22 protein-coding genes are annotated in these 23,250 nt (G+C 42.5%); 13 read left to right on the top strand and 9 right to left on the bottom strand.

From position 1 onward, the window contains the following. The first annotated feature begins 143 nt into the window (after positions 1-143). Positions 144-2,207, top strand: a complete 2,064-nt coding sequence (gene ppk1 / locus MST18_RS15150; protein WP_180132820.1) for a polyphosphate kinase 1 — start codon at positions 144-146, stop codon at positions 2,205-2,207. 49 nt (positions 2,208-2,256) lie between these two features. On the opposite strand, the gene MST18_RS15145 is transcribed toward ppk1, so the two are convergent. Then, positions 2,257-3,513, bottom strand: coding sequence for a hypothetical protein (locus MST18_RS15145; protein WP_078190618.1), 1,257 nt, complete (start codon positions 3,511-3,513; stop codon positions 2,257-2,259). A gap of 77 nt (positions 3,514-3,590) precedes the next feature. Here MST18_RS15145 and serB point away from each other — a divergent pair, with 77 nt between their 5' ends. From serB to MST18_RS15125, 4 genes are all read left to right on the top strand, one after another. Continuing rightward, positions 3,591-4,811, top strand: coding sequence for a phosphoserine phosphatase SerB (gene serB, locus MST18_RS15140; protein ID WP_078193257.1), 1,221 nt, complete (start codon positions 3,591-3,593; stop codon positions 4,809-4,811). A gap of 414 nt (positions 4,812-5,225) precedes the next feature. Then, a complete protein-coding gene (aciT, locus tag MST18_RS15135; RefSeq protein WP_078190616.1) occupies positions 5,226-5,558 on the top strand; it encodes an AciT family ciprofloxacin tolerance protein in 333 nt (110 codons plus the stop codon). Positions 5,559-5,714: 156 nt separating this feature from the next. Next, on the top strand, positions 5,715-6,194 hold the full coding sequence (locus tag MST18_RS15130) for an SCP2 sterol-binding domain-containing protein (RefSeq protein WP_078190615.1): 480 nt from the start codon (positions 5,715-5,717) through the stop codon (positions 6,192-6,194). A gap of 67 nt (positions 6,195-6,261) precedes the next feature. Then, positions 6,262-6,771 carry a hypothetical protein gene (locus tag MST18_RS15125; protein WP_180132819.1) on the top strand — a complete coding sequence of 170 codons (510 nt, stop codon included), beginning with the start codon at positions 6,262-6,264 and terminating at the stop codon, positions 6,769-6,771. 60 nt (positions 6,772-6,831) lie between these two features. On the opposite strand, the gene dtd is transcribed toward MST18_RS15125, so the two are convergent. Continuing rightward, positions 6,832-7,272: a D-aminoacyl-tRNA deacylase gene (dtd, locus tag MST18_RS15120; protein ID WP_180132818.1), complete on the bottom strand. Its 441-nt coding sequence runs from the start codon at positions 7,270-7,272 to the stop codon at positions 6,832-6,834. Positions 7,273-7,501: 229 nt separating this feature from the next. Between dtd and MST18_RS15115 the strand changes: the two genes are divergently transcribed. The 5 genes from MST18_RS15115 (at position 7,502) to asd (ending at position 12,907) form a co-directional block, all read left to right on the top strand. Further along, on the top strand, positions 7,502-9,019 hold the full coding sequence (locus tag MST18_RS15115) for a catalase (RefSeq protein ID WP_180132817.1): 1,518 nt from the start codon (positions 7,502-7,504) through the stop codon (positions 9,017-9,019). A 181-nt stretch (positions 9,020-9,200) separates the two neighbouring features. Next, the gene (locus MST18_RS15110) at positions 9,201-9,701 is read left to right on the top strand and encodes an ankyrin repeat domain-containing protein (protein WP_078193253.1); all 501 of its coding nucleotides are present in this window, start codon (positions 9,201-9,203) and stop codon (positions 9,699-9,701) included. Between the two features lie 147 nt (positions 9,702-9,848). Further along, complete coding sequence (gene pncB, locus MST18_RS15105; RefSeq protein ID WP_180042294.1) at positions 9,849-11,057, top strand: nicotinate phosphoribosyltransferase; 1,209 nt, start codon at positions 9,849-9,851, stop codon at positions 11,055-11,057. A gap of 153 nt (positions 11,058-11,210) precedes the next feature. Then, positions 11,211-12,059, top strand: coding sequence for a sulfurtransferase (locus MST18_RS15100; protein ID WP_180132856.1), 849 nt, complete (start codon positions 11,211-11,213; stop codon positions 12,057-12,059). Further along, on the top strand, positions 12,056-12,907 hold the full coding sequence (gene asd / locus MST18_RS15095) for an archaetidylserine decarboxylase (RefSeq protein WP_078193251.1): 852 nt from the start codon (positions 12,056-12,058) through the stop codon (positions 12,905-12,907). Before MST18_RS15100 ends, asd begins: the two co-directional genes overlap by 4 nt. Positions 12,908-13,052: 145 nt before the next feature. Here asd and MST18_RS15090 read toward each other — a convergent pair whose 3' ends face one another. Together MST18_RS15090 and argS are read right to left on the bottom strand one after the other, a co-directional pair. Continuing rightward, on the bottom strand, positions 13,053-13,652 hold the full coding sequence (locus MST18_RS15090; protein WP_078193250.1) for an SPOR domain-containing protein: 600 nt from the start codon (positions 13,650-13,652) through the stop codon (positions 13,053-13,055). 244 nt (positions 13,653-13,896) lie between these two features. Next, entirely contained in the window at positions 13,897-15,687 is a 1,791-nt protein-coding gene (gene argS, locus MST18_RS15085; protein ID WP_078193315.1) for an arginine--tRNA ligase, read from the bottom strand. Between the two features lie 177 nt (positions 15,688-15,864). On the opposite strand from argS, the gene MST18_RS15080 reads away from it, so the two are divergent. After that, entirely contained in the window at positions 15,865-16,152 is a 288-nt protein-coding gene (locus tag MST18_RS15080; RefSeq protein ID WP_372491143.1) for a DUF2798 domain-containing protein, read from the top strand. A 59-nt stretch (positions 16,153-16,211) separates the two neighbouring features. Here the strand turns inward: MST18_RS15080 and MST18_RS15075 are convergent, their stop codons facing one another. The 4 genes from MST18_RS15075 to MST18_RS15060 all read right to left on the bottom strand — a co-directional run bounded on the left by MST18_RS15075 (position 16,212) and on the right by MST18_RS15060 (position 19,405). Continuing rightward, positions 16,212-16,805, bottom strand: a complete 594-nt coding sequence (locus tag MST18_RS15075; RefSeq protein WP_180132816.1) for a hypothetical protein — start codon at positions 16,803-16,805, stop codon at positions 16,212-16,214. 106 nt (positions 16,806-16,911) lie between these two features. Continuing rightward, positions 16,912-18,222, bottom strand: coding sequence for a DUF445 domain-containing protein (locus MST18_RS15070; RefSeq protein ID WP_180132815.1), 1,311 nt, complete (start codon positions 18,220-18,222; stop codon positions 16,912-16,914). Between the two features lie 26 nt (positions 18,223-18,248). Further along, positions 18,249-18,806 (bottom strand): hypothetical protein, encoded by a 558-nt coding sequence (locus MST18_RS15065; RefSeq protein ID WP_078193246.1) that lies wholly within the window; start codon positions 18,804-18,806, stop codon positions 18,249-18,251. 59 nt (positions 18,807-18,865) lie between these two features. Further along, positions 18,866-19,405: a DUF924 family protein gene (locus MST18_RS15060; RefSeq protein ID WP_078190604.1), complete on the bottom strand. Its 540-nt coding sequence runs from the start codon at positions 19,403-19,405 to the stop codon at positions 18,866-18,868. A gap of 210 nt (positions 19,406-19,615) precedes the next feature. Here MST18_RS15060 and gshA point away from each other — a divergent pair, with 210 nt between their 5' ends. Then, the gene (gene gshA, locus MST18_RS15055) at positions 19,616-21,193 is read left to right on the top strand and encodes a glutamate--cysteine ligase (RefSeq protein ID WP_180008631.1); all 1,578 of its coding nucleotides are present in this window, start codon (positions 19,616-19,618) and stop codon (positions 21,191-21,193) included. Positions 21,194-21,214: 21 nt separating this feature from the next. Beyond that, positions 21,215-21,742 carry a disulfide bond formation protein B gene (locus tag MST18_RS15050; RefSeq protein ID WP_078190602.1) on the top strand — a complete coding sequence of 176 codons (528 nt, stop codon included), beginning with the start codon at positions 21,215-21,217 and terminating at the stop codon, positions 21,740-21,742. 65 nt (positions 21,743-21,807) lie between these two features. Here the strand turns inward: MST18_RS15050 and MST18_RS15045 are convergent, their stop codons facing one another. Next, entirely contained in the window at positions 21,808-23,139 is a 1,332-nt protein-coding gene (locus MST18_RS15045; RefSeq protein WP_078193243.1) for an alpha/beta hydrolase, read from the bottom strand. Positions 23,140-23,250: the final 111 nt, after the last annotated feature.

Raw genomic sequence — 23,250 nt, 5'->3', positions numbered from 1 at the left:
TTACGATTTGATGAACAGTGTTTTAGGGAATTGCATGCTTTTTTAATTGATTAATGCTATTTGTAACATAAGTGTCATCTCCGCTGCCTAACATGCCGGCAACCACTTTAGATATAGACTGTTTCAAGCAGCATTGAGAGGGTATGCAACATTTTCAGCATTCATCAGAGACCTATTATAATCGTGAATTGTCGCTTTTAGATTTTAATCGGCGGGTCTTGGCTCAGGCACTTGATTCAAGTTTACCGTTACTTGAACGCTTAAATTTTCTTATCATTTTTTCACGCAATTTAGATGAATTCTTTGAAATTCGCATTGCGGGGCTGATGAAACAACGAGATTTGAATGCGATTGCACGGACGCCAGATGCCATTCCGACTGAAGTGGTCTTAGATGAACTTTCCCAAGTGATTCATGACACGGTTGCACAGCAATACCAGACCCTCAATCATGCTGTATTGCCTGCATTACAAAGTGAAGGCATTCGCTTTATTCAATTTAAAGATATTTTAGAAAAACATCGGGCGTGGATTAGCCATTATTTTAGTAAAGAAGTTCAACCAGTTTTAACACCAATTAGCTTAGATCCATCGCATCCGTTTCCACGCTTGGTCAATAAAAGCCTCAACTTTATTGTGAGTCTAGAAGGCAAAGATGCCTTTGGTCGTGCCATTGAAATGGCAATTGTGCCTGCGCCACGCTCATTGCCGCGTTTAATCAAAATGCCCGCCGAGGTTGAAGGCAGTGCAGAGACACAAATTTTCCTGACCGCCATTATTCAGCAACACATCAATGACCTATTTCCGGGGATGAAAGCGACGGGCTGTTATGCCTTTCGAGTGACACGCAATGCAGATTTAGTTCTGGCTGAAGATGTGGATGACTTGGCGGTGGCATTAAAAGATGAATTGTCTTCACGGCGTTTTGGTCGGGCAGTTCGCTTAGAAATTGAAGATGATTGTCCGCAAAGCATTATTGATTATTTGTTAGATGAATTTGATTTGAGTGAGCAGGAGCTCTATCGCATTGACGGCCCGATCAATTTATCGCGTCTCAGTACCAGTTTTAATCGACCTGAACTGAAATATCCGGTCTATACACCGATTATTCCTAAAGTTTTTCGTAAACAAACCGCGATTTTTGATGTATTAAAAACACAAGATGTGTTGTTACATCATCCGTTTGACTCCTTTCAACCGGTCATCAACTTATTACGTGAAGCTGCAAAAGACCCGCAGGTATTAGCCATTAAGCAAACGCTCTATCGTAGTGGGCCAGATTCGGACATCGTACAAGTTTTAGCGGAGGCGGCACGCAACGGCAAGGAAGTAACCGCCGTCATCGAACTTCGGGCGCGGTTTGATGAAGAATCCAATATTACCGTGGCCAACTTATTGCAAGAAGCGGGCGCTGTAGTGGTGTATGGCATTGTGGGCTATAAAACCCATGCCAAGATGATTTTGATTGTACGCCGTGAAAATAATCAGCTGTTACGCTACGCCCATTTGGGAACAGGTAACTACCACGCAGGCAATGCGCGGATGTATACCGATTATGGCCTGATGACGACGCATCCCGATATTTGCGAAGATGTGCATCGCATGTTTCAGGAATTGACCGGTATGGGCAAGATGGCGAAGCTGAAAGCCTTACTGCATGCACCATTTACTCTGCATACTGAATTACTGAAACTGATTGAACAGGAAATTGTTGCCGCACAAGCGGGAAAATACGCACGAATTATTGTGAAGGTCAATGCACTCACGGAACCGCAACTGATTGCTGCTTTGTATCGTGCATCGCAAGCAGGGGTATCTGTAGATTTAATTATCCGTTCGATTTGTTGTTTGATTCCTCAGGTCAAAGGCATGTCTGAGAATATTCATGTGAGATCTATCGTCGGACGCTTCTTAGAGCATACTCGAGTGTATTATTTTGAGCATGCAGGCGAAAAACGATTGTACTGTGCCAGTGCCGATTGGATGGGACGTAACTTATTTTCACGGGTCGAAACGTGTTTTCCCATTTTAGAAAGCCGTTTGAAAAAACGCATTATGAAAGATGGTTTACTTAACTATTTGGAAGATAATCAAAATGCATGGGAAATGCAGTCGAATGGGCAATGGGAGAAAGTCGCGATTGAAGCAGGTACCGAACCGCATAACGCGCAAAAATATTTGATTGCACAGAAAATTTCGACCGTTTAAGACAAAAGAATCCCGACTCAAGTCGGGATTTTTGATTGCGCTAAAACCTTTACGAGGCTTTTGACTGTTTGGATTTTAAAATTTCAGTTCTGAAGTTTTGAGCCAATTCAGCGGCATCACTGTCCATACCATTGAGCATAAATGCGTGACGAGTGAGCACATTGGTCGGATTTGGCAAACTGACCAATTGGAAATGATCCGAAATCTCTTTGAGCAAAGTTGTCGGCACATGAATGGCACTTTCTTTGGCAACCAATTGTTGGACTAAACGCTCAGCCGCTTGTACAGAAGACAATTGCATGGCTTCGACAGAGCTTGAAATCGCGCTACGGGTTTGTAAAACGAAACGTTTTTCTTCACGGTAGCGTTTATATAAAACATCTGAAAGCAATTGGAATACTGAGCTGATCATGGTGAGGCAACGCAGCGCATCTGGAGTGTCAGCAGTCATGCTGATGGTTGCGCCATGTTCATCAAACTTATGCACTGTACTGATGTCAGAACTGTTCAATTTATAATGTTGAACACAGAGTTCTGTGGTTTTATTCAAGAAAATTTGGCAGAGATTGAAATACGGCACAGACACGGTTTTGTTGACGCTATCGAGCAGCTGTTTCGGATCATAAAATTGAATATTTAATGCCAAGCTGTTGCTGTCTAGAACCACTGGTTTCATGTCTTTATGCTGTTTTGCTTTGGCTTGCGCATTTTGCTGCGCTTGAGCAATCGCCACAGCGGCATTATGTTTTTCTTGTTCTAAAGCCTGCGCTAGCGTTTGAATTTCGTGTTTTAGACGTGATTCATTGTTGATTCGCGCTAAATATTCAGTACGACTTGGACGCGCAATAGCGCGATACGCCAACCATAACAAGCCATGTAAGAATAATGAAAATAGAATCGCAGCCCATTGCGTACGTAAGATTTCACCAATACTTGGTTTAATTAAGGTGATTTCAACCGTTCCAACTTTCTTTTCGTTTTGCAGCGCATCACGAACAAAGATTTCACCGTCACGGGTTTTGGTCAAACCGCCTGTAGCCAAGACTTGATTATTGGCATTTAAGATGCGGATGGAAGCCACGCTCGGGTTGGTTGCATAGCGGTCAGCAAGTAAGGCTAATGATACGGTATTGGCCGGCTCAAGCTCAGATAGGCTGTCTGTAACCAATTGACTGGTCATCAGTTGTCCCTGACTGGCACGGTTTTCGTTCAGTTGGTGGGTTGTTGCCAATACCAATAAAAAGGTATGCAAAGCAAAACAAACTACTAATAGGCTAGCAAATAGCCCTTGTCTAGGCGCATTCAACGTAAACTTCCAAGGCAATTCTATTCAATTTAGATTATGATTCTTACATTAGTTGTAGCTCAGACCCGAGTCAATTCATGCGAGAAATCATTCTTATATCACTTTTAGGACCTGACCAACCTAATCAATTTACACGATTAATGCAGGTTTTGTCCGCACATTCCTTACAGATTTTAGATGTCGGACAAGCAGTCATCCACAATCAGCTGACTTTAGGTATTGTTGTTTCGTCGGAAGACCAGACTGCGACAGCATTAGCCATGAAGGAGATGTTGATTTTAGCACATGATATTGGCTTAACTGTGCGCTTTAAACCAATCTCTACAACAGAATATCAACAATGGGTAAATGAGGGAGGCCGCACACGCTATATCGTTACGGCACTTGCGCCAGAATTACAGGCGTCTCATTTACAGGCAGTTACAAATATTGTGTCGAGCCAAGGCTTCAATATTGAAACTGTGACTCGTTTATCTGGCCGTCCAGAGTTAGATGGATCAAGCGAAGGTCCGCGCCGTGCCTGCGTTCAATTTGGTTTAAAAGGCCAAATGTTGGATGCCACTGCGATGCGTGCAGCATGTTTACGTCTATCTACTGAACTTGGGGTAGATGTTGCTGTTCAAGAGGACAATGCTTACCGTCGTAATCGTCGTTTGGTCTGCTTTGATATGGACTCAACGCTGATTGAGCAAGAAGTGATTGACGAATTGGCGATTGAAGCGGGTGTCGGCGCTCAAGTGGCTGAAATCACTGAACGTGCTATGCAAGGGGAACTCGATTTCCAACAAAGTTTCCGTGCACGTGTGGCACTGCTCAAAGGTATGGATGCTTCGGTATTGCCTAAAATTGCAGAACGTCTGACTGTCACAGAAGGTGCAGAACGTCTGATTTCAACGCTGAAATCACTGGGATATCGCACAGCTATTTTGTCAGGTGGTTTTCAGTATTTTGCCGAATATTTACAAGCAAAACTGGGTATCGATGAAGTGCATGCCAATGTACTGGACGTCCAAGATGGCGCGGTAACAGGTGAAGTGAAAGGCCATATTGTGGATGGTGCTCGCAAAGCCTTCTTATTGACACAAATCGCTGAAGAAATGGGGATTTCATTAGAACAAGCCATTGCAGTCGGTGATGGTGCGAATGATTTGCCAATGTTGTCTTTAGCCGGCTTAGGCGTTGCTTTCCGTGCGAAACCTTTAGTGCGTCAAAATGCCAATCAAGCCATTTCAAGCGTGGGTCTAGATGGTGTTCTTTACCTGCTTGGTGTGCATGATAAAGATTTAAATCGTGCTTAAAACCATTTAAGGCACAGTCAAAAACGTAGCCAAAAGGCTGCGTTTTTTTATGCCAAAAATTCCGCTCATCCGATGAACGGTAGAAGAAAATTGTCGATAAAAACAACGATTAACAGCATTCGAAAAATTAATTTTTTTAGCCTAAAACCAGCTGTTTTTTTTGTAATGACACTCGAAACGAGATGTCATCATTGTTCTAGAAATTCTTTAAAAAGAAAAAATGTAATGACAAAATAATGTTGCGACAAGGTGTGTCGCATGAACAAAAAACGAGACTTTTTTTATGCAAAAAACTCAGCATAATGCTTGCAAGAGATTGAGATCGACCAAATCTATTTACTGAAGATACAGTAGTGAGACGGCTCAGCATCCTGTAAGACAAGAGATGTCAGTTGTCAAATGACGGAGGTTTTTATGTTAACAGCGAATTTAGCAACAATCGTTGGCCTGAGCTTGGTATCGGCGGCTGTGATTGCTGTTTTCTTCTCGCCTTATCGTCGCTGGTTAAGTTTTATGCTGGCGGGGATGCTGGTGTGGGGACTCATTGAAGTGATTCGATTTGGTACACAAACCATGTTTGAATTATCAGTGACTTATAGTTATTTAACGGCATTAATGGCCGCAATGGTGGTATTCACTTTAGTATTGTTACGTGAAGACCGCCGTGCAGAGCGTGCGATGGCAAAGCGCCAATGTATAGAGCACACGCCTGTATATGATGAAGAACAGCAATGTTCGAGCCGATAAGTGCCAGAACAAAATTTCAATGAAAATGCGCCTAAGGGCGCATTTTTTTATGAACGCATTAGTCCGATTTGAGATACAAAGCCTTACTTCTCAAAAGCCAAGTTATGGTAGGATGAAACCAGTCAATTTTCCAACAATTACAATAGGCTTTAAGTCATGAAACTATCATCAATTCCTGTCGTAAAACTACCTTTAGTTGATGTCAGTACGGATCCACTTGATTTACTCGTGGCAGGTTTAGCGCTTCGTATGAAACAGCTTGCACGTACTAGCCCTAAATTCATTGAATTGGTTCATGAACGTCAATTCCGTATTCAAATCGGCACGGATTTAGGTGTTGCACGTCAAATTATTGTAAATAATGGACAGATTGATACTGTTTCAGGCGATGCTGAAAAAGCAGACTTTATTTTGCAATTTGCGGACAGCGAACAGGGCGTAAAAACCCTAATGAAAGGTGACCCAACTGCATTCATGACGGGTATGCAAAATGGCAGTATTAAAATGGAAGGTGATTTTGGTTTACTGGTTTGGTTTAACCAAGTGGCGAAGTTAATTCCACCTAAACTTCCAAAACCGGTTAAAGAAAAAATCAAAATCGCACGTGCGTTTATTAAAGAGAAAACTGGTAAATAAATTTAATTTTCATTGAAATTTAACGCTTTTTTGGTAACAATACCTCCGCTTTTTAGGGGGTATTTTTATGAAAAAATTAATTACATCGGGTTTAATTGCCGCATCATTAACAATGATAGGTTGTGCAAGTATCATTTCTGGATCGACTCAAACTTTAACCTTTAAGTCAGTGCCAGATGAAGCATCGATTTCGATTACAAATAAAGCTGGAGAAAAAGTACATACTGGCATCACACCTGCAACTGTTACTTTAAAACGTGGCACTGGATACTTTAAACCTGCAGCTTATGATGTGACATTTAAAAAAGATGGCTATCAAACAAAGACTGTACAGGTAACAGGAACGGTAAATGGTTGGTATGTCGCTAATATTATTTTTGGTGGACTTATTGGTTTGTTAATTGTTGATCCAGCAACGGGTGCAATGTATACATTGAATCCGTCTGATGTAAATGCGGTATTAGATGCGAATCAAACAACAACGTCAAAGAAAAATGATCAGTCATTAACAGTCATGCTTGTGAAAGATATCCCTGTGGAAGTAATGCAACGTGCAAAACTGATTACAACCATTTAAGACCGTATTATTCTAGCTTGTGAAAAGCCCTCAACTGAGGGCTTTTTTATTACTTCGTTTTTATTCAATTTCTAAATTAAAAGTGACCGGCCCATCATTAACTAAATGTACTTTCATGTCGGCAGCAAAGATACCTGTTTGTACATGGTCATATTGGCGCTTGGTGTAATCGACCAGCTGTTCATACAGTGCTTTGGCATCGCTTGGCGGCATGGCAGGGCCAAAATCAGGGCGCAGGCCTTTTTGCGTTTGTGCCATCAGAGTAAATTGAGACACCAAGAGGATACCGCCGCCAGCTTGACTGACATTCCAGCCCATCTTGCCTTGTTCATCATCAAAAAAACGGTATTTCAAGATCTTATCGATCAGTTTTTTGCCCTTTTCTAAATCGTCATCTTTACCAAGTCCTAAAAACACTAAAATACCGTGATTGATTTCACCCGTGATCTCACCATCGACCACCACTTTGGCTTCCAAAACACGTTGTAACAAGGCCCGCATAAATTCTTCCGAGTAGAAAATTGAACATAGGGCAGGGATTGTAGCAAAGACAGCATTCTTTCGAAGCGATGTTTAGAAAATTTTGGGCTCAAACATTTGAAAATGAAATGTATATTTTTTATAAATCTAATAATACGATTGAATTTATGAAAATAATCTGTTTTATCTATTTATTAAATATCAGTATCTTTGCGGGGCAGGAAAGGTATTTAACAGAGAGATTAAGACGATGTTTAAGCGTTCTTTATTGGTTGCGATGTTAGCAACAGCAACAGTGGCGACTCAAGCAGCGCCATTAACTAAAGACAATGGTGCACCAGTAGGCGATAACCAAAACTCGATTACTGCGGGTCCAAATGGTTCAGTTCTACTTCAAGACGTACAATTGGTTCAAAAATTACAACGTTTTGGTCGTGAGCGTATTCCTGAGCGTGTGGTACATGCCCGTGGTACAGGTGCTTATGGTGAATTCGTTGCAACTAAAGATTTATCTGATCTCACCATTGCTTCATTGTTCAAAGCAGGTACTAAGACTCCAGTTTTCTTACGTTTCTCGACTGTAATTCATGGTAAAGGTTCTCCAGAAACTTTACGTGACCCGCACGGTTTTGCGATCAAGTTCTATACACAAGAAGGCAACTGGGACTTAGTGGGTAACCAAACTCCAGTATTCTTCATCCGTGATGCGATCAAATTCCCAGACTTCATCCATGCCATGAAGCCTAGCCCAATCAACAACGTTCAAGACGCAAACCGCGTATTTGATTTCTTGTCTAGCCAGCCATGGGCAACCAACATGTTGACTTATGTGTATGGTAACCAAGGCGTGCCTACCAGCTACCGCGAACAAGACGGCTTTGGTGTACATGCGTACAAGCTTTATAACGACAAAGGCGAATACAAATACGTTAAATTCAACTTCCGCTCTAAACAAGGCGTGAAAGGTCTGAATGTTAAAGAAGCTGCTGAGCAACAAGGTAAAGATTTTAATCACTTGACTAACGATCTTTATAACAACATCAACGCTGGTAAATTCCCGAAATGGGATCTTTATATCCAAGTGTTAGATCCTAAAGATTTAAACAGCTTTGATTTTGACCCGCTTGATCCAACAAAAATCTGGCCGACGAACCTAGTTCCAGAAACTAAAGTCGGTACGTTAACGCTGAACCGTATGCCGAAAAACTTCTTCAATGAAACTGAACAAGTGGCATTGGCTCCAGGTAACTTAGTTCCAGGTATCGAGCCTTCAGAAGACCGTCTATTACAAGGTCGTATCTTCTCTTACTCAGATACACAAATGTACCGTTTAGGTGCGAACCACCAACAAATTCCAGTCAACCGTCCATTAGTTGCTGTAAACAACAACAACCAAGATGGTTACATGAATGTTGGCGGCACTTCATCAAATGTGAACTACGAGCCAAGCCGTATTGAGCCAAAACCAGCGACTGCGAAAGCGCGTGCGGTTGAAACGCCGCTTTCTGGCACAGTTCAGCAAAAAGGCGTGAAAGAGCAAAACTTCAAGCAGGCGGGTGAGCTTTACCGTTCATACTCTGCGAAAGAGAAAGAAAACTTGATCATGAACTTGGCGGCTGACCTTGGCAACGTGGAAGATTCAGAAACCAAGCACATCATGCTGTCTTACTTCTACAAAGCAGACGCTGACTACGGTACGCGTATGACTAAAGCAGTAAACGGCAACATCGCAACTGTGAAAGCAAAAGCAGCACAACTGAAAGACTAATTTCGATCAGTCTGAAGGATTGGTAACTAGGGTCTAGAACGTTACCTCAAAAAAGTCCTATGAAGCTCCATACCTTTCCTGCACCCTAGGGGGAGTTTCATAGGCACTCCTTAAATATTCATTTTTATGAAATGAATTATTTCTAATTCAATTCTACATTCGATTTCTGTTGGAGTTCATCATGAAAGTTATGCAACATTTGACTTTAGCCAGTCTTCTAGCGTTTGGTTCCGCATTCGCAAACGTGGCAATCGCGGAAGATATCTCCCCCGCTAAAGCAACTGCAAGCGATCAGATGACCTCACAACAGGAATTGATCGCAATTTTCTTTGCTGCAGCCAAAACTGGCAATGAAGAAGTCATCAATGAATTTCTTAAGCACGGTTTTCCGGTCGATGTGCGCAATGCTTCGGGTTTTACACCACTGATGATGGCGACCTATTATGGTCATCAAAATATTGTGACTCGTTTGCTAGAACAAGGTGCAGACCGCTGCGCACGTGACAATAAAGGCAACACCGCATTGATGGGTGCCATGTTTAAATTAGAATGGGCGATTGCAAAGCAATTACGCCAAGTGGATTGCGATGCAAATGCCAAAAAAATGGGGCAAAAGACTGCAGAACAGTTTGCGCGTGAATTTGGTCAAGAAGAAAAATATCGACAGTTACTCAAAAAATAGTGAGCTTGATCGCGCTCAGCTTCAGCAAAAAAATTGAAAAAAGTCGACGAATCGCGGTGATTTATAAGTTATTCCACTAAATCAATCGGCTTTTTATCAATAAAGTATGCTTTAATGCAAAGAGTTGATAAAAAACTGAAAGTCTTTATGTCTCCAATCATCCAATCCTTATTAGACACAGATCTGTATAAATTCACCATGCTTCAGGTGGTGTTACACAAATTTCCGCAAACCCATAGTGTGTATCACTTTCGTTGCCGTAACTTGGATGATACAGCCTATCCACTGGTTGAAATTTTGGATGATTTAAACATGCAGCTCGACATGCTTTGTCAGTTGAAGTTTAAAGATGATGAATTGCAGTATTTACGCAGTTTACGTTTTATTAAAAGCGATTTTGTTGATTATCTTGAATTATTTCAGCTTAAACGCCGTTTTATTAAAGCGGGTATTGATGATGAAGGTCGACTCGACATTTGGGTAGAAGGCCCAATGGTTCAAGCGATGATGTTTGAAATCTTTGTTTTAGCCATCGTCAATGAATTATATTTCCAACGTATTCGTACACCCGAAGTTTTAGCCGAAGGTGAGCGCCGTTTGCAACATAAGATTGCCTTGCTGAAGCAGTATGAAGCACGGCAAAATCCAAATGATCCACCATTCTTGGTCTCTGATTTTGGCACGCGTCGTCGTTATAGTTATGCATGGCAAAAGCATGTAATTGAAGAATTAAATCAGGCTTCACCGTATATTTTCCGCGGTACAAGTAATGTTCTGATTGCCAAAGACTTGAACATTACTCCAATTGGTACGATGGCGCATGAGTTCCTACAAGCATTCCAAGCGCTTGATGTTCGTCTACGTAACTTCCAGAAGTCTGCGCTAGAAACATGGGTGCAGGAATACCGCGGTGACTTAGGAATAGCCTTAACGGACGTTGTCGGTATGGATGCGTTCCTACGTGACTTCGATTTGTACTTTGCCAAACTATTCGACGGTTTACGTCATGACAGTGGCGACCCGTATGAATGGGGCGATAAAGCCTATGCACATTACAAAAAGCTTAAAGTCGATAGCAAAAGTAAAATGCTGACCTTTAGTGATGGTCTAAATATCGAAAAAGCGTGGGATTTGCATAATTACTTCAAAGACCGTTTCCAAGTTAGCTTTGGTATTGGCACCAACTTGACCAATGATATGGGGCAAACTGCGCTGAACATCGTACTGAAACTGGTTGAATGTAATGGTCAATCTGTGGCAAAAATTTCAGATAGTCCGGGTAAAACCATGACGGATAATGATACTTTCTTAGCGTATCTACGTCAGGTGTTTGACATCTCTGAAGTTAGCGCTTAAACACAGCATTAGATAAAAATAAAAAAGCCGAATCAATGATTCGGCTTTTTTATATCTAAAATATTGCTAAAGGAATGCAAAAATTCAGAATAATAGTGAAAATGACTTATGCTAAGATCGAATTTAATCGCACAAAATACAACACGAACAACGATGACAGTATCTACACTGAATTTTGGTCTGCTGATTGAAGCGGAAGAATTGGTTCCACATCTTGGTAATGAAAAACTACGGATCGTCGATTTGAGTCGTCGTTCGGTTTATGACCAATTGCATATTCCACATGCACTGCATGTGCAGCCGAAACTGTTAGTGCGCCAAGAAGAACAAGCGATGGGGCTTTTACCTGACCAAGCCGGTTTAGAACAGCTCATCAGCTATCTGAATATCAGTCCAGAACATCATGTAGTAGTGTATGACGATGAAGGTGGGGCATGGGCTGGTCGACTGATTTGGAACTTACATTGCCTCGGTTTTGAAAATACCAGTCTCCTCAATGGTGGCATCCATGCTTGGCTTGGGGCAGGCTTACCGACCTCGTCTGAAATTGAGCAATTTGAACCCGTGAGCCCGTTGGTTGAAGTAAGTGCGGAGGCGCGTGCTCAGTATCAAACAAATTATGATGAGCTATTGGCTCGTGTACAGCAGGAGCAGATCCAAGTATGGGACTGCCGTACCGAAGATGAATATACAGGCTTACGTTTAGCAGCGCGACGCGGCGGTCACATTCCGGGAGCACGACATTTCGAATGGAGTACTGCCCTTAACCGAGAAAATCATTTAAAATTGCATCCTTTAGAACGCACACAACAACGCTTAGAACAATTGGGATTCAATTTAAACGAACCTGTGGTGGTATATTGTCAGTCCCATCATCGGTCGGGCCTAGCTTATATACTGGGACGTTTACTCGGTTGGAATATTCGAGCTTATGATGGTGCGTGGAGCGAGTGGGGCAACCGACTCGATAGTCCTGTGATCACCGGAGAGTTGCCGTCTTGAGCCTTACATCTCAGTTAAAAAAACAAATTTTTATTCAAGCTCAGCGTGTTGTTCCACAGCACAAATTATCACGTATCGTCGGTAAATTGGCTGCGAGTGAAAACCCTGTGGTGAAAAATGCTGTGATTACCGCATTTAAAGCACAGTATGGCATCGACATGTCGATTGCTGAGCAAAGTAATGCCCTGAAATTTAAATCATTCAATGAATTTTTCACTCGTTCTTTAAAAGAAGGTGTACGTGTAGTTGATGCAAATGCCAACAGTGTTGTTTCACCCGCAGATGGTGCGATTTCACAACTAGGTAAAATTGAAAATGGTGACGTATTTCAGGCCAAAGGGCAGAAGTTCACCGTTGAAAACCTGATTGCCGATCCACAATTGGCAGAGCCGTTTAAAAATGGGCAGTTTGCTACGGTTTATTTGTCACCAAAAGACTACCACCGTGTACATATGCCATTTGCAGGAACATTGACAGAAACCCTGTATGTACCGGGTGAATTGTTCTCAGTAAACCAGACCACTGCTGAAAATATTCCGGGTTTATTCGCTCGTAATGAACGCATGGTCTGCTTATTTGATACAGAAGTTGGTCGTATGGCGGTCGTACTGGTAGGTGCAATGATCGTGGCAGGTATTGAAACCGTGGCTACAGGTAAAGTTAAACCGACAGGGCGTTTGGAACTGAATCAACACGATTTATTCTTAGAAAAAGGTGCAGAATTGGGCCGTTTCTATTTAGGTTCAACAGCGGTTGTGTTGTTTGAAGAAAACAAAATGCAATGGGATGCGACCTTTAAAGCCAACTCGACTGTGGTGATGGGCGAAGCTTTAGGGCATACCATTTAATGAATTCCCTGTCCTTTTAGGAGAGGGTTAGGGAGAGGTTTTTGAGCTAAGCTGATGTATTCAAAAAAGAATCCCTTCTAACCTCCCTTTATTGAAGGAATGAATAAAAAAAAGCGCCATCAGGCGCTTTTTTTAAATTCAAAATTTAGCGTTTTACGACAATCGAGTCGATACTGCTATGACGCAAAGTTTGCTGTGCAATCACGGCAGCTTCTTGTGAATCATAGGGGCCAGACACAACGCGATACCAAACTTTGCCATTTTCATTACTTTGGATCACATCGGCAGATAAGCCATTTAAAATAATTTCTGCACGACGGGCATCAGCTTGGTCAGGGTCATCATAGCTACGCACTTGCAAAATATAGCTTGCAGGGGCAGGTGTTGTTTCTGTGGCTTCAATACCCGGCTCAGTCGGTGTAGTGGTATCCGTTTCAGGTGCTTCAACGATCACCACGGTTTCTTTGGTATCTGTTTCAGGCACAGCTTGATCTGGAATCGGGGTGACTTGTTGCTGAGGCAACAGATCATAAAAACGGTAATCTTTATTGGTTTCTTCTTGGTAGTGTTCAGAGGTAATTTGACCTTTCGGTTTTACCGGCTCCCATGGTTTCCATAACATCAAGGCCACCAAGAAACTCAACACGATTAAAATGATCACAAGTGTACCTAACCATGCAGGAATCAATGGTTTTTTAGGCTGATTTGGCCGCTCTGATACACCGCGTTGCGTTTTTCCAAACACGAGGAAACCTCTTTAATTGTAATTGTTACGAACCTAGTGGGAACTGACCCAAAACCAAGTTCTGATTATTATATATTACATGACTGTCATGCTGTTTATGTTTAATTTTCACAATTTCAACATCTTCAATTTTTCATAAAAAGATGACTGAATATCCATGAAAATACAGGCTCATAAAGAGCCTGTATAGGCGTCAATGTATATGGTCATACATGGACGGATTCTAACGTATGCTAAGAATTGCTTACATTGATTCAGGCGCACTCACACCCAATAATTCAAGACCATTGCGTAAAACTTGCTGTACGTTTACAGACAGTAATAAGCGCGCTTGAGTCAGTTCTGCATCATCACCCAAGACTTTATTTTCGTTGTACCAACCATGGAACAACGCCGCTAATTCTTTCAAGTAGTTACCCACTTGGTGTGGTTCATAGCTGTTTGCTGCACGAACCACAATTTCAGGGTAAGCCGCAAGTTTAGCAAGAACTTCAGTTTCAGCTTCTAACTCAAGTTTAGCTGCAAATTGACGTGCAGCTTCAGCAGAGAATTGAACGTCTGTCGCAGCGGCTTTTTCGAGCATACGGCAGATACGTGCGTGTGCGTATTGGATGTAGTACACCGCATTGTCTTTGCTTTGAGACACAGCAAGGTCTAAGTCGAAGTCAATGTGTTGTTCTGATTTACGCATGACATAGTAGAAACGAGCAGCATCGTTGCCTACTTCTTTACGTAAGTCGCGTAAAGTCACGAATTGACCTGAACGAGATGACATTTGAACCATCTCGCCGCCACGCCATAGGCTCACAAATTGAACCAAAAGCACCGTCAATTTTTTAGAATCATAGCCAAGCGCATCAATCGCTGCTTTCACACGTGCAATATAACCGTGGTGGTCTGAACCCCAGATATCAATGATATCGGTATATCCGCGTTGTAGTTTATTTAAGTGATAAGCAATGTCGGATGCGAAGTATGTAGTTTGACCATTACGACGTTTCACAACACGGTCTTTTTCATCACCAAAATCAGTTGATTTGAACCAGATGTTGCCATCTTTTTCGTATAAGAAACCACGTTGATCGAGCATTTGTAATGCTTCATCAATTTTTTCAGTCAAGGTTGCTTCGCTGAACCATTGATTGAAAGTCACGCCAAATTCACCGAGGTCATCTTTAATGTCATCGAGAATGGCTTTCAGCGCAGCTTGATGGAACACACGGTAACCCGCAGCCAAATGGTTTTGTGAATTATGAATTAGGCCATCAATGTGTTTTTCTTTATCGCCTGAAACAACGACTTTATTGCCTTCGCTATCGAGTTCAGCGGCATATTGCACATCTTCTGGAACATCTTTGTAGATGTCGGCAACAGGGCGTACATAAGCATCGCCATCTTTGTCGATAATGCTTTGTGCGATTTCTTTAACGTAGTCGCCTTGGTATGCATTTTTAGGGAAGACCAGTTGTTGACCGGTCAATTCTAAATAACGCAAGTAAGTCGATGTCGCCAAGATATCCATTTGACGGCCAGCATCGTTGACATAGTATTCACGGTCAACTTTAGCACCTGTTGCTTCAAGAAGATTGGCAACGGTCATACCGTAAGCTGCGCCACGACCATGACCCACGTGTAGGCTAGACGTTGGGTTGGCTGAAACGAATTCCACTTGAACACGTTTTTCAGCATTGGCCTGTGTGCGACCGAACTGATCTTTCTGAGCTTGAATTTGGTCTAAGACAGCAAAACGTTGGTCAGCATTTAAAAAGAAGTTAATAAAGCCAGGACCTGCAATTTCTGCTTTGCTGATATCTGCGACTTCTGGAAGATTTGCCAGAATTTTTTCGGCTAAATCACGCGGCTTCATACCTGCAGCTTTAGAGGCAATCATGGCAATGTTTGACGCAAAGTCACCGTGGCTTCGGTCTTTGGTTCGGGTCAAATTGCTAGTATTGTTCCAGTCAGTTGGGAGTACACCTTCAGCTTGAAGGGATTGCACTGCATGATCGAGCGCTGCTTGTATTGCCGTATTCATAATCAGTCGAAAAATAAATGTCGCAGAAAAACGGTAAATATAGCAAATTTCAGACTCTTTAGGTGAACCCATTTGTTGCGAATAAAAAATATTCGATAAAAGTGAAGCATTGCTTATATCGAAGTAAAACGATATAAGTGGTTTAGCGATTCAGGATCACTGCTTGAGTATATGGACATGTCACAACCCACCCCTAAAATTTTTGGCAATGTGCCGAAGTTAGCTGCACGCTGGGCGCTGATTATCGTGCCGTTTATTTTGTCTTGTCTCATGAGCGGCATTATTTCGTTTATTAATATGCTCAGAAATTTAGGGTGGTTTGAGGGTTTTCTTACCCTATGGCTGCATAATTGGATGATTTCTTGGGCTATTGCTTTTCCCATTGTACTGATTTTATTGCCATTTGTTCGAAAGTTTACAGGCCTGCTGGTTGATATGTCAGGGCCACAGCCACCTGCAAAATAAGCCTGCATGTAAGTCACAGTTGAGTAAAACGGTGACTTACTGCATTTCGCTTTAAATATTTATAGGCTATCGCGACAACTTACTGCTTTAGAGAGTAATTCGGCTTTGTTGTTTTGGAAGGTATAGAGTTTTGAGGAATTAAACACTTTAATGACTTTGGCCTGAGCGACAGCGGTTTTAAAGCTTTGGAACTTTTGCTGATGGGCTGTCTCAAACGGATTTCCAAAGTTTTTATTGTCGAGCAGAATTTGAATTTGCCCCACATTTGTATCATGTGCTTTTAGGATCTCTTGGCCATCCGCGTTGCTTATACTGAAAGTTGGGCGCTGAGTGCTGATTTTGCAATTCAATTTGAGGCTCAAGGTGAAATTATCTGCCGATTTATTTTTGAGGGTAGATGTGCCTTGTTGATCATTTTCAATATAGATCCACTGATTTTTCGGCATATTGGTCAGTAGGGTTTCTAACTGTTGTTGGGTACTTTTGCTGATATCGACAGTGCCTTTTTTATCGATTTCAGGGGCTTTTTCTTTACCGAGCATGCCCATCACTTTGTCGCTGACTGTGCTACTGGTTTTGGAAATGGTCTGGCAAGCGCTTAAGCTACTGATGATTAGAATGAATGGTAGTGTATAGATGGCAGGTAAATGCATAGATTTTATTGTTCTATTAAATTTTCGGATCGGCAAAGTTTAACGGTTCTACGCATAAAGCTCAAACCTGCGGCCAATCTCCTTTGAGGAGGACTGCTGCAGGCGGCTAAAGCAGCCATTCTACACAGGCACGAATAATCCCTAGTGCGAGGCCAATAAAACCACCGACCACGACACCATTGACTCGAATCATATGCAAGTCGCCACCGACTTCGTTTTCGATCTTATCGATCATTTCACGTGAGTCCCATTCGTGTATACGTTCACTGATAAACCGAATGACTTTTTCGCTATATTGATCGGAGAGATTGATGGCAATATCACTCATTTTTTCATTCAGCAATTGGCGTACAGCGACATTAGAGACAATATTTTCGCCCACTTGTTGAATGGCGACACGTAGGTTTTGTGCAATACCTGAGTCCGGCTTTTGTAGATCAGATTTAATCGCATCACATAAAATCACAACAGCGCCGCTTAAAAAGTTAAGCATTTGTGGGCTGTCTAATAAAGCGTCCTTGGTGCTATTCAAACGTTGGCTGGCTACACTTTGATTGTCTGCCAACTCATGCATGAGTTGCTGTGCCATTTCTTCAATTTTTCGACGCCAAGGATGTTCTGGATCGGCCAACATAGATTCGACACGGCTCACCAATGAATCAATGGTGCGTTGTTGTACATCAATGCCGATCCAGCTTGCACCTTTGGCGAGCTTCCAAACCCCGAGTTCTTTAAACAACTGACGTGATAAATCACGGGTTTGTTCAGGGTGCTGTAACATCCAGTCATGGGCTAAATCTAATCCACGTTGCAGGACATCTTGATGGAAATCATTTTCTAAAACTGCTCGCAGCATTTCACTGGCAAGATGGTTGACTTGCGTATTGCGTACCCATTGCACGCTGTTATTTTGGATAAATCGTCCAATTTGTTCCTGACCGACAAATTCGAAAATTTTCGGTACCGTTTGCTGAATGACTTGAGTCACTTGCGCATTATTGTGCGGATTGGCCAACCATTTCCCGACGGCAAGAGAGAGATCCGTCTCCGCTAAACTTTTTTCAACCACTTGTGGTGAAAGAAAATTTTCCTGAACAAAGCGGCCCATGGACTCAGCAATGCGCGCTTTATTGCGTGGAATAATTTCTGTGTGGTCACGTAAAAATTTAGGAATCGGAATACGACCAAAGGGATTGCGAAATAAAACGGTTATCGCATACCAGTCTGCCAAACCACCAACCACGCCAGCTTCTGCTGAAAGCATCAAAATATGAATGAGCCAAACATATTCGGGCAGTAATTTAGCTGCGATCATCAATGCAATCCACGCCAGCACCGCCACCACCAAAGCAATGGTGGCGAAGCGTTTACTGCGTTGCAGACTAGATGAAACAGCGGGCTGTTCAGTTGGGCTCATCAATGATCGGGTCTCTATGGGTTGACTTATTTAGAGGTGGGCTCAGCGGCTACAGGCAAAGGATTTCCTTGGCTGTCTAAACCATATTTAGCTCCGAGTGACTGCAAAATCAAGCGAGCATCAAAGGCATCCTGAGGGGCTTTGGCACGATCTTTATAGCAAGTAATACTGTAGGAAACTTGAGTTGGATCGAGTGTGACCACCTGTGGAACGTCATAAAACGGGCCTGGCCAAAAACCAGGATGGCGACGGTAATAGCCATATGGATAAGGCATTGGGTCTGGGTAAATCACCGCTTGGCGCGGCGGTTTTTGACTCCGATTACTCGGGTCATCCATGACTTTAAAATATTGAAAGCCATTGTGTAGGGTGGTTTGAGCGGCTTTAACCAAGGTGATTTCTTCGGCAGTACCATAGCTCATATTGGGTCTAGCTTGGAAGCTAATCCGATAGCTTTGAGCATTTAATGGTGTCGCAGAATATTGACCGAGTTGTTCAAAGGTCAAAGGTTTTGATGGGGTTGTGGCACAGCCAGTTAAACCGAGTGCTGCGGTTATGGCTGCTGCGATAATGAGTTTGTTCATGCGCATACTCCTGTTTAATCGGTTCATGGCAAGGGGAGATACTGGCCAAAAGCCGTCAATTAAAAGCTAGAATTGGGCTGGGTTAAAAATTCCAATTCCTCTGCTGTAGATGTTCTGCCCAATACCGCATTGCGATGCGGGTAACGTCCAAATCGATCGATAATCACTTTATGCTTTTTTTCAAATTCTAAGTTGATCGGATTGCCCAGTTGCTCAAATAATTTTAACGCGCTTTGATGGATTTTTGTCGATTCGCTATGCATAAAGGGCATATATAAAAATGAGCGCTGTTCAGGGCTTAATTGTAGATCTAAACCCTGCGCGATGGCTTCTTGTGCAAGCGCCAAAGCCAGTGCATCTTGGGCAAAAGCCAAGCCAGAGTCACGGAATAAATTTCGCGAAAACTGATCTAAAACAATAATTTCAGCCAAGCGACCTTCGGCTGTGGTGCGCCATTGCCACAGTTCTGCTTGACTGGCCGCTTGATGGATGTCTTTAAACTTTTTTTCGATTAAAACATCAAAATTATTGCTTTTAGCGAACCAATTGGGCTGATTTTCTGGGTTAAACCAAAATTCGAGAATATCTTGATAATTCATAAGTTTTAAGCATTATTAGCATATATTTGTTTATAAAATCACAAATTTCAAATGTCATATAGAGTAAGTTTGTGATAAAAAATTGCCAAAATAAAATCACGGTTTGTCTCAAAACTATACAGTGGGTCATATGCCCACTTCAAATCGCGTTATACTGATATAAACTGATGATTTTATTTTAGTAGTTTCTTCCATTTAAGCGAGATAGCAATGAGTCAACCCGAATCGACCTCTCAAGACATTTTACCGACTTGGGTAGATTCTTCGCTGATTAAAGGAATGTTGCGCGGTATTGAGCGCGAAAGCTTACGTATGCAAAGCAACGGTTTCTTGTCTCAGGCCGACCACCCCCAAGCCTTGGGTGCGGCTTTGACTCATCCGCATATTACGACAGACTATTCTGAAGCTTTAATGGAATTTATCACACCGCCAAAAGAAACCATTACCGAGGCGTTGAACTATCTGCAAGATATTCATGCTGTTGCGCATACGCATTTGGAACATGGTGAGAAACTTTGGCCGTTGTCGATGCCGTGCATGTTGGATAAAGACGAAGACAGTATTCGTTTAGCGCAATATGGCAGCTCGAATATAGGACGTTTTAAAACCTTGTACCGTCGTGGTTTAGGGGTGCGTTATGGTCGCCGGATGCAGACCATTTCAGGGGTGCATTATAATTTATCCTTCCCAGATCATTTCTTTGAAGCACTTCAACAGCATGAAACTGACGACGCCCTCAAGGCATTGAGCTTACAGGATTATCGCAGTCATCGTTATTTCGGCCTGATCCGTAATTTTATTCGTTTAACGCCATTGGTGATGTTTTTGGTTGGGGCGAGTCCGTCGGTGTGTAAATGTTTTATGACTGGACGTGAACATCAGCTGTTACCGCTCTTAAAAGGCACGCTATTTTTACCCTATGCAACGGCGCTGCGTATGGGAAATTTTGGCTATCAAAATTCAGCACAAAAACAGTTAGGGATTCACTACAACGACATTCAGGCGTATTTGGAAGGTTTGCAAAAAGCGGTGCATACCCCGTATGCCGCATTTAGTCATTTAGGTTTAAATGATGAACAGGGTGAACCGATTCAAATTAATGACCATGTGTTGCAAATTGAAAATGAGTACTACAGTTTGGTTCGTCCGAAACAAGTGCCGCAGGATGGTGAAACACCGTCTGAAGCCCTGCAAAATCGTGGCGTAGGTTATGTTGAATTACGCGCGGTAGATGTCAATCCTTATAGCCCGATTGGAATCAATGAAGACACGGCAGGCTTGCTCGAAGTGGTGGCTTTGTACTGTTTATTGCAAGACAGTCCAGCGTTGTTAGATGCCGAACAAAATGAAATTGAGAAAAATCAGGCGGAAGTAGTGAACCGTGGTCGTGCGCCAAATGCGGTGATTTTACAGCAAGGTCAGGCAATTCCAATTGAAACATGGTGTCGTACACATGTTGCAGCGATGCAACCGTTGGCTGAATTGCTGGATGATTCTTACAATACAGATATTTACACTCAGGCAATGGCTGTGATGCAATCACGCATCGATGAAGTCGATGAAACATTGTCGGCACGTATGATTAGCGATACTTTAGAACAAGGTGGAACTTGGGGCTTTGGTAGCTTTATGGCCTTACAACATGCTGAAGTGTATGAGCAGCATGTCTTGAGCCCTGAAACTGCAGCATATTTTGCACAAGCTGCTGAGCAGTCTTTAGAAAAACAGGCTGAACTTGAGCAAGACTGCACCTTGAGTTTTGAAGAATATTTGAAAAACTTTAGATAAAAAATTTTAAGAGGATTTACCATGAAATGGAGTTTCCGCTTCGTGAGTGGTTTGTTGTTTTTAGCCAGCGTGATCGGTATGTCTTTTGCGCTGTTTTTAGAACATGTACAAGGCTTAGAGCCTTGTCCGTTGTGCGTATTCCAACGTATTGGTTTGATTGGACTCGGCATCATTTCATTGATTGCGTTGATTCACAATCCAGCATCGAATTGGGGTAAACGCATTTACGCATTGTTGGGGACACTATCAATTCTTTGGTCTGCTGGGGTGGCTGCGCGTCATATTTGGCTGCAAAACTTACCGCCAGACAAAGTACCGAGCTGTGGCCCAGGACTGGATTATTGGGTAGAAACGCTGCCGTTAAAATCGGTCTTTGAGCAAGTGCTGACAGGCTCTGGTGAGTGTGCCAAAGTGGATTGGACGTTCTTGGGACAATCCTTACCGGTTTGGTCATTGGTGTTTTTTGCGGTATTAACCTTGCTCAGTCTTTGGCAGTTATTGCGTAAATATCCAAGCAAACCAGTCCCACGTTTACGTGATAAATTTTAATTTAGTGATACATAAAAAAGCCCTCAGTTGAGGGCTTTTTTTTATGAGTCTCAATGGGGGGTACGTTAGGTTAGGGCAATGCCTTCCACACTTTCCAAGTCCATCATAAATTCATAGATATGATCACAAGCTTTATCGTCATTGTTTGGATAGAACCAATGCACGATTTGCTCAGCCACTTGCGGATGATGCTGAATTTCGAAATGGTTCAAGCCATAAAAAATCGCTTTATGTGAATCTGGCACTTTCAGTTGATACCGTGCATTTGGGTGTTCCCCCAATGCACTTTTTACACTGACCAAGTAATCTCCAATCACATGTCGCGTTTTATTGCGACGATGTTCATATTCGATGGTCCCTGCCACGAGGTAGGTATTGATATGCGATGGAATCGGGGCTGGTTTACGGTTGTCGTCCATGAGTCCAATACGGACATCATTATGTTCCCAATCATCATCACGCACGCTGCCATAGCGCAAATCTAAAATGCCGTTACTGCGAATATTCACCACGTGGCCCACGATTTTGACCAAAGGGAAACGCCCCAATTGATCTTGCAGATGAAATCCGATACGTTCAAGCACAGCACCATGATGCGGTGAGCCTAAGCAGACTAGATTTTCGACTTGATGAATCCATTGATACATATTTTGTTTGCCATAAAAAATGGCACTACGGGACACTAAGCCCCCCATACTATGACCAATTAAGTCGATACTGGTAATACCCGGGTTGCGACGGACCAAATCTTCTAATGTATTGGCAAGGCTGCGACCATTGGTCGAGATACGACGACCCGTGTTGTAATTTAAATACAGCATGGTGTTGTGGTCACGTTGTGACAGTAATTTTTCACCAATGCCGCCATATTTGGCTGTCGACCATGACAGATGATTCATGCACAGCCCATGAATTAACAGGGTAATACGACCGTTTAATTCGCCTTTTTGTACCGCACCATAATGGTCGTAAACCACCATCGGTAAGGCCATCGGGTTGTGATATTTCAGTAAATAGTCGCCCAAGACCCCATTCAGTGCGCCCACTAAAAAATGTAAAGACGGGGTGAGGGGTTTGTCGTGTAAGCGTGGGAATTTTTCAATAATGCTACGCAGCGTTGGTGCAAGTAAATAATTGCCATAATTGAAAAAAGTGTTGTAAGAAAATTCGTAAATCCGTGCAATGGTCGGCTGCTTATGAAAGGCTTTCGAGCCTTGTTCGCTCATTCCAAAAATACTGATTAAAATTTCACGTTGAATGTTTTTGATCAAGTCATGCACGACATCACTAAAACGCATTGTCACGAGTTGTGCCAAACCTTCCAGCACATCTGCTTGACTGGGTGGAGTGCGGTCCCATTTACAATAGGTTTCATGCAATGGTGTTAAGCTAGGCATAATGTTCCTATCCTTACATTCAATGCTATCCCTCGATTGTATTTATTACTGGAATAGCCTGAAGTTTCATTGTTTATTTTATAAAATTCTCACGAACAGCTTTTACAATAC

This window comes from Acinetobacter sp. YH12068_T (assembly GCF_024606005.1).
Classification (GTDB): Bacteria; Pseudomonadota; Gammaproteobacteria; order Pseudomonadales; family Moraxellaceae; genus Acinetobacter; species Acinetobacter amyesii.
Note: the sequence above shows the minus strand (reverse complement) of the source record. Positions and strands in the feature narration are given on the sequence as shown.

Bases quoted from the DNA above. Each gene is read 5' to 3' on its own strand.
- ppk1 (WP_180132820.1), top strand. From the start codon at position 144: ATGCAACATTTTCAGCATTCATCAGAGACCTATTATAATCGTGAATTG.
- serB (WP_078193257.1), top strand. From the start codon at position 3,591: ATGCGAGAAATCATTCTTATATCACTTTTAGGACCTGACCAACCTAAT.
- aciT (WP_078190616.1), top strand. From the start codon at position 5,226: ATGTTAACAGCGAATTTAGCAACAATCGTTGGCCTGAGCTTGGTATCG.
- MST18_RS15130 (WP_078190615.1), top strand. From the start codon at position 5,715: ATGAAACTATCATCAATTCCTGTCGTAAAACTACCTTTAGTTGATGTC.
- MST18_RS15125 (WP_180132819.1), top strand. From the start codon at position 6,262: ATGAAAAAATTAATTACATCGGGTTTAATTGCCGCATCATTAACAATG.
- dtd (WP_180132818.1), bottom strand. From the start codon at position 7,272: ATGCGGGCCTTGTTACAACGTGTTTTGGAAGCCAAAGTGGTGGTCGAT.
- MST18_RS15115 (WP_180132817.1), top strand. From the start codon at position 7,502: ATGTTTAAGCGTTCTTTATTGGTTGCGATGTTAGCAACAGCAACAGTG.
- MST18_RS15110 (WP_078193253.1), top strand. From the start codon at position 9,201: ATGAAAGTTATGCAACATTTGACTTTAGCCAGTCTTCTAGCGTTTGGT.
- pncB (WP_180042294.1), top strand. From the start codon at position 9,849: ATGTCTCCAATCATCCAATCCTTATTAGACACAGATCTGTATAAATTC.
- MST18_RS15100 (WP_180132856.1), top strand. From the start codon at position 11,211: ATGACAGTATCTACACTGAATTTTGGTCTGCTGATTGAAGCGGAAGAA.
- argS (WP_078193315.1), bottom strand. From the start codon at position 15,687: ATGAATACGGCAATACAAGCAGCGCTCGATCATGCAGTGCAATCCCTT.
- MST18_RS15080 (WP_372491143.1), top strand. From the start codon at position 15,865: ATGTCACAACCCACCCCTAAAATTTTTGGCAATGTGCCGAAGTTAGCT.
- MST18_RS15075 (WP_180132816.1), bottom strand. From the start codon at position 16,805: ATGCATTTACCTGCCATCTATACACTACCATTCATTCTAATCATCAGT.
- MST18_RS15070 (WP_180132815.1), bottom strand. From the start codon at position 18,222: ATGAGCCCAACTGAACAGCCCGCTGTTTCATCTAGTCTGCAACGCAGT.
- MST18_RS15065 (WP_078193246.1), bottom strand. From the start codon at position 18,806: ATGAACAAACTCATTATCGCAGCAGCCATAACCGCAGCACTCGGTTTA.
- MST18_RS15060 (WP_078190604.1), bottom strand. From the start codon at position 19,405: ATGAATTATCAAGATATTCTCGAATTTTGGTTTAACCCAGAAAATCAG.
- gshA (WP_180008631.1), top strand. From the start codon at position 19,616: ATGAGTCAACCCGAATCGACCTCTCAAGACATTTTACCGACTTGGGTA.
- MST18_RS15050 (WP_078190602.1), top strand. From the start codon at position 21,215: ATGAAATGGAGTTTCCGCTTCGTGAGTGGTTTGTTGTTTTTAGCCAGC.
- MST18_RS15045 (WP_078193243.1), bottom strand. From the start codon at position 23,139: ATGCCTAGCTTAACACCATTGCATGAAACCTATTGTAAATGGGACCGC.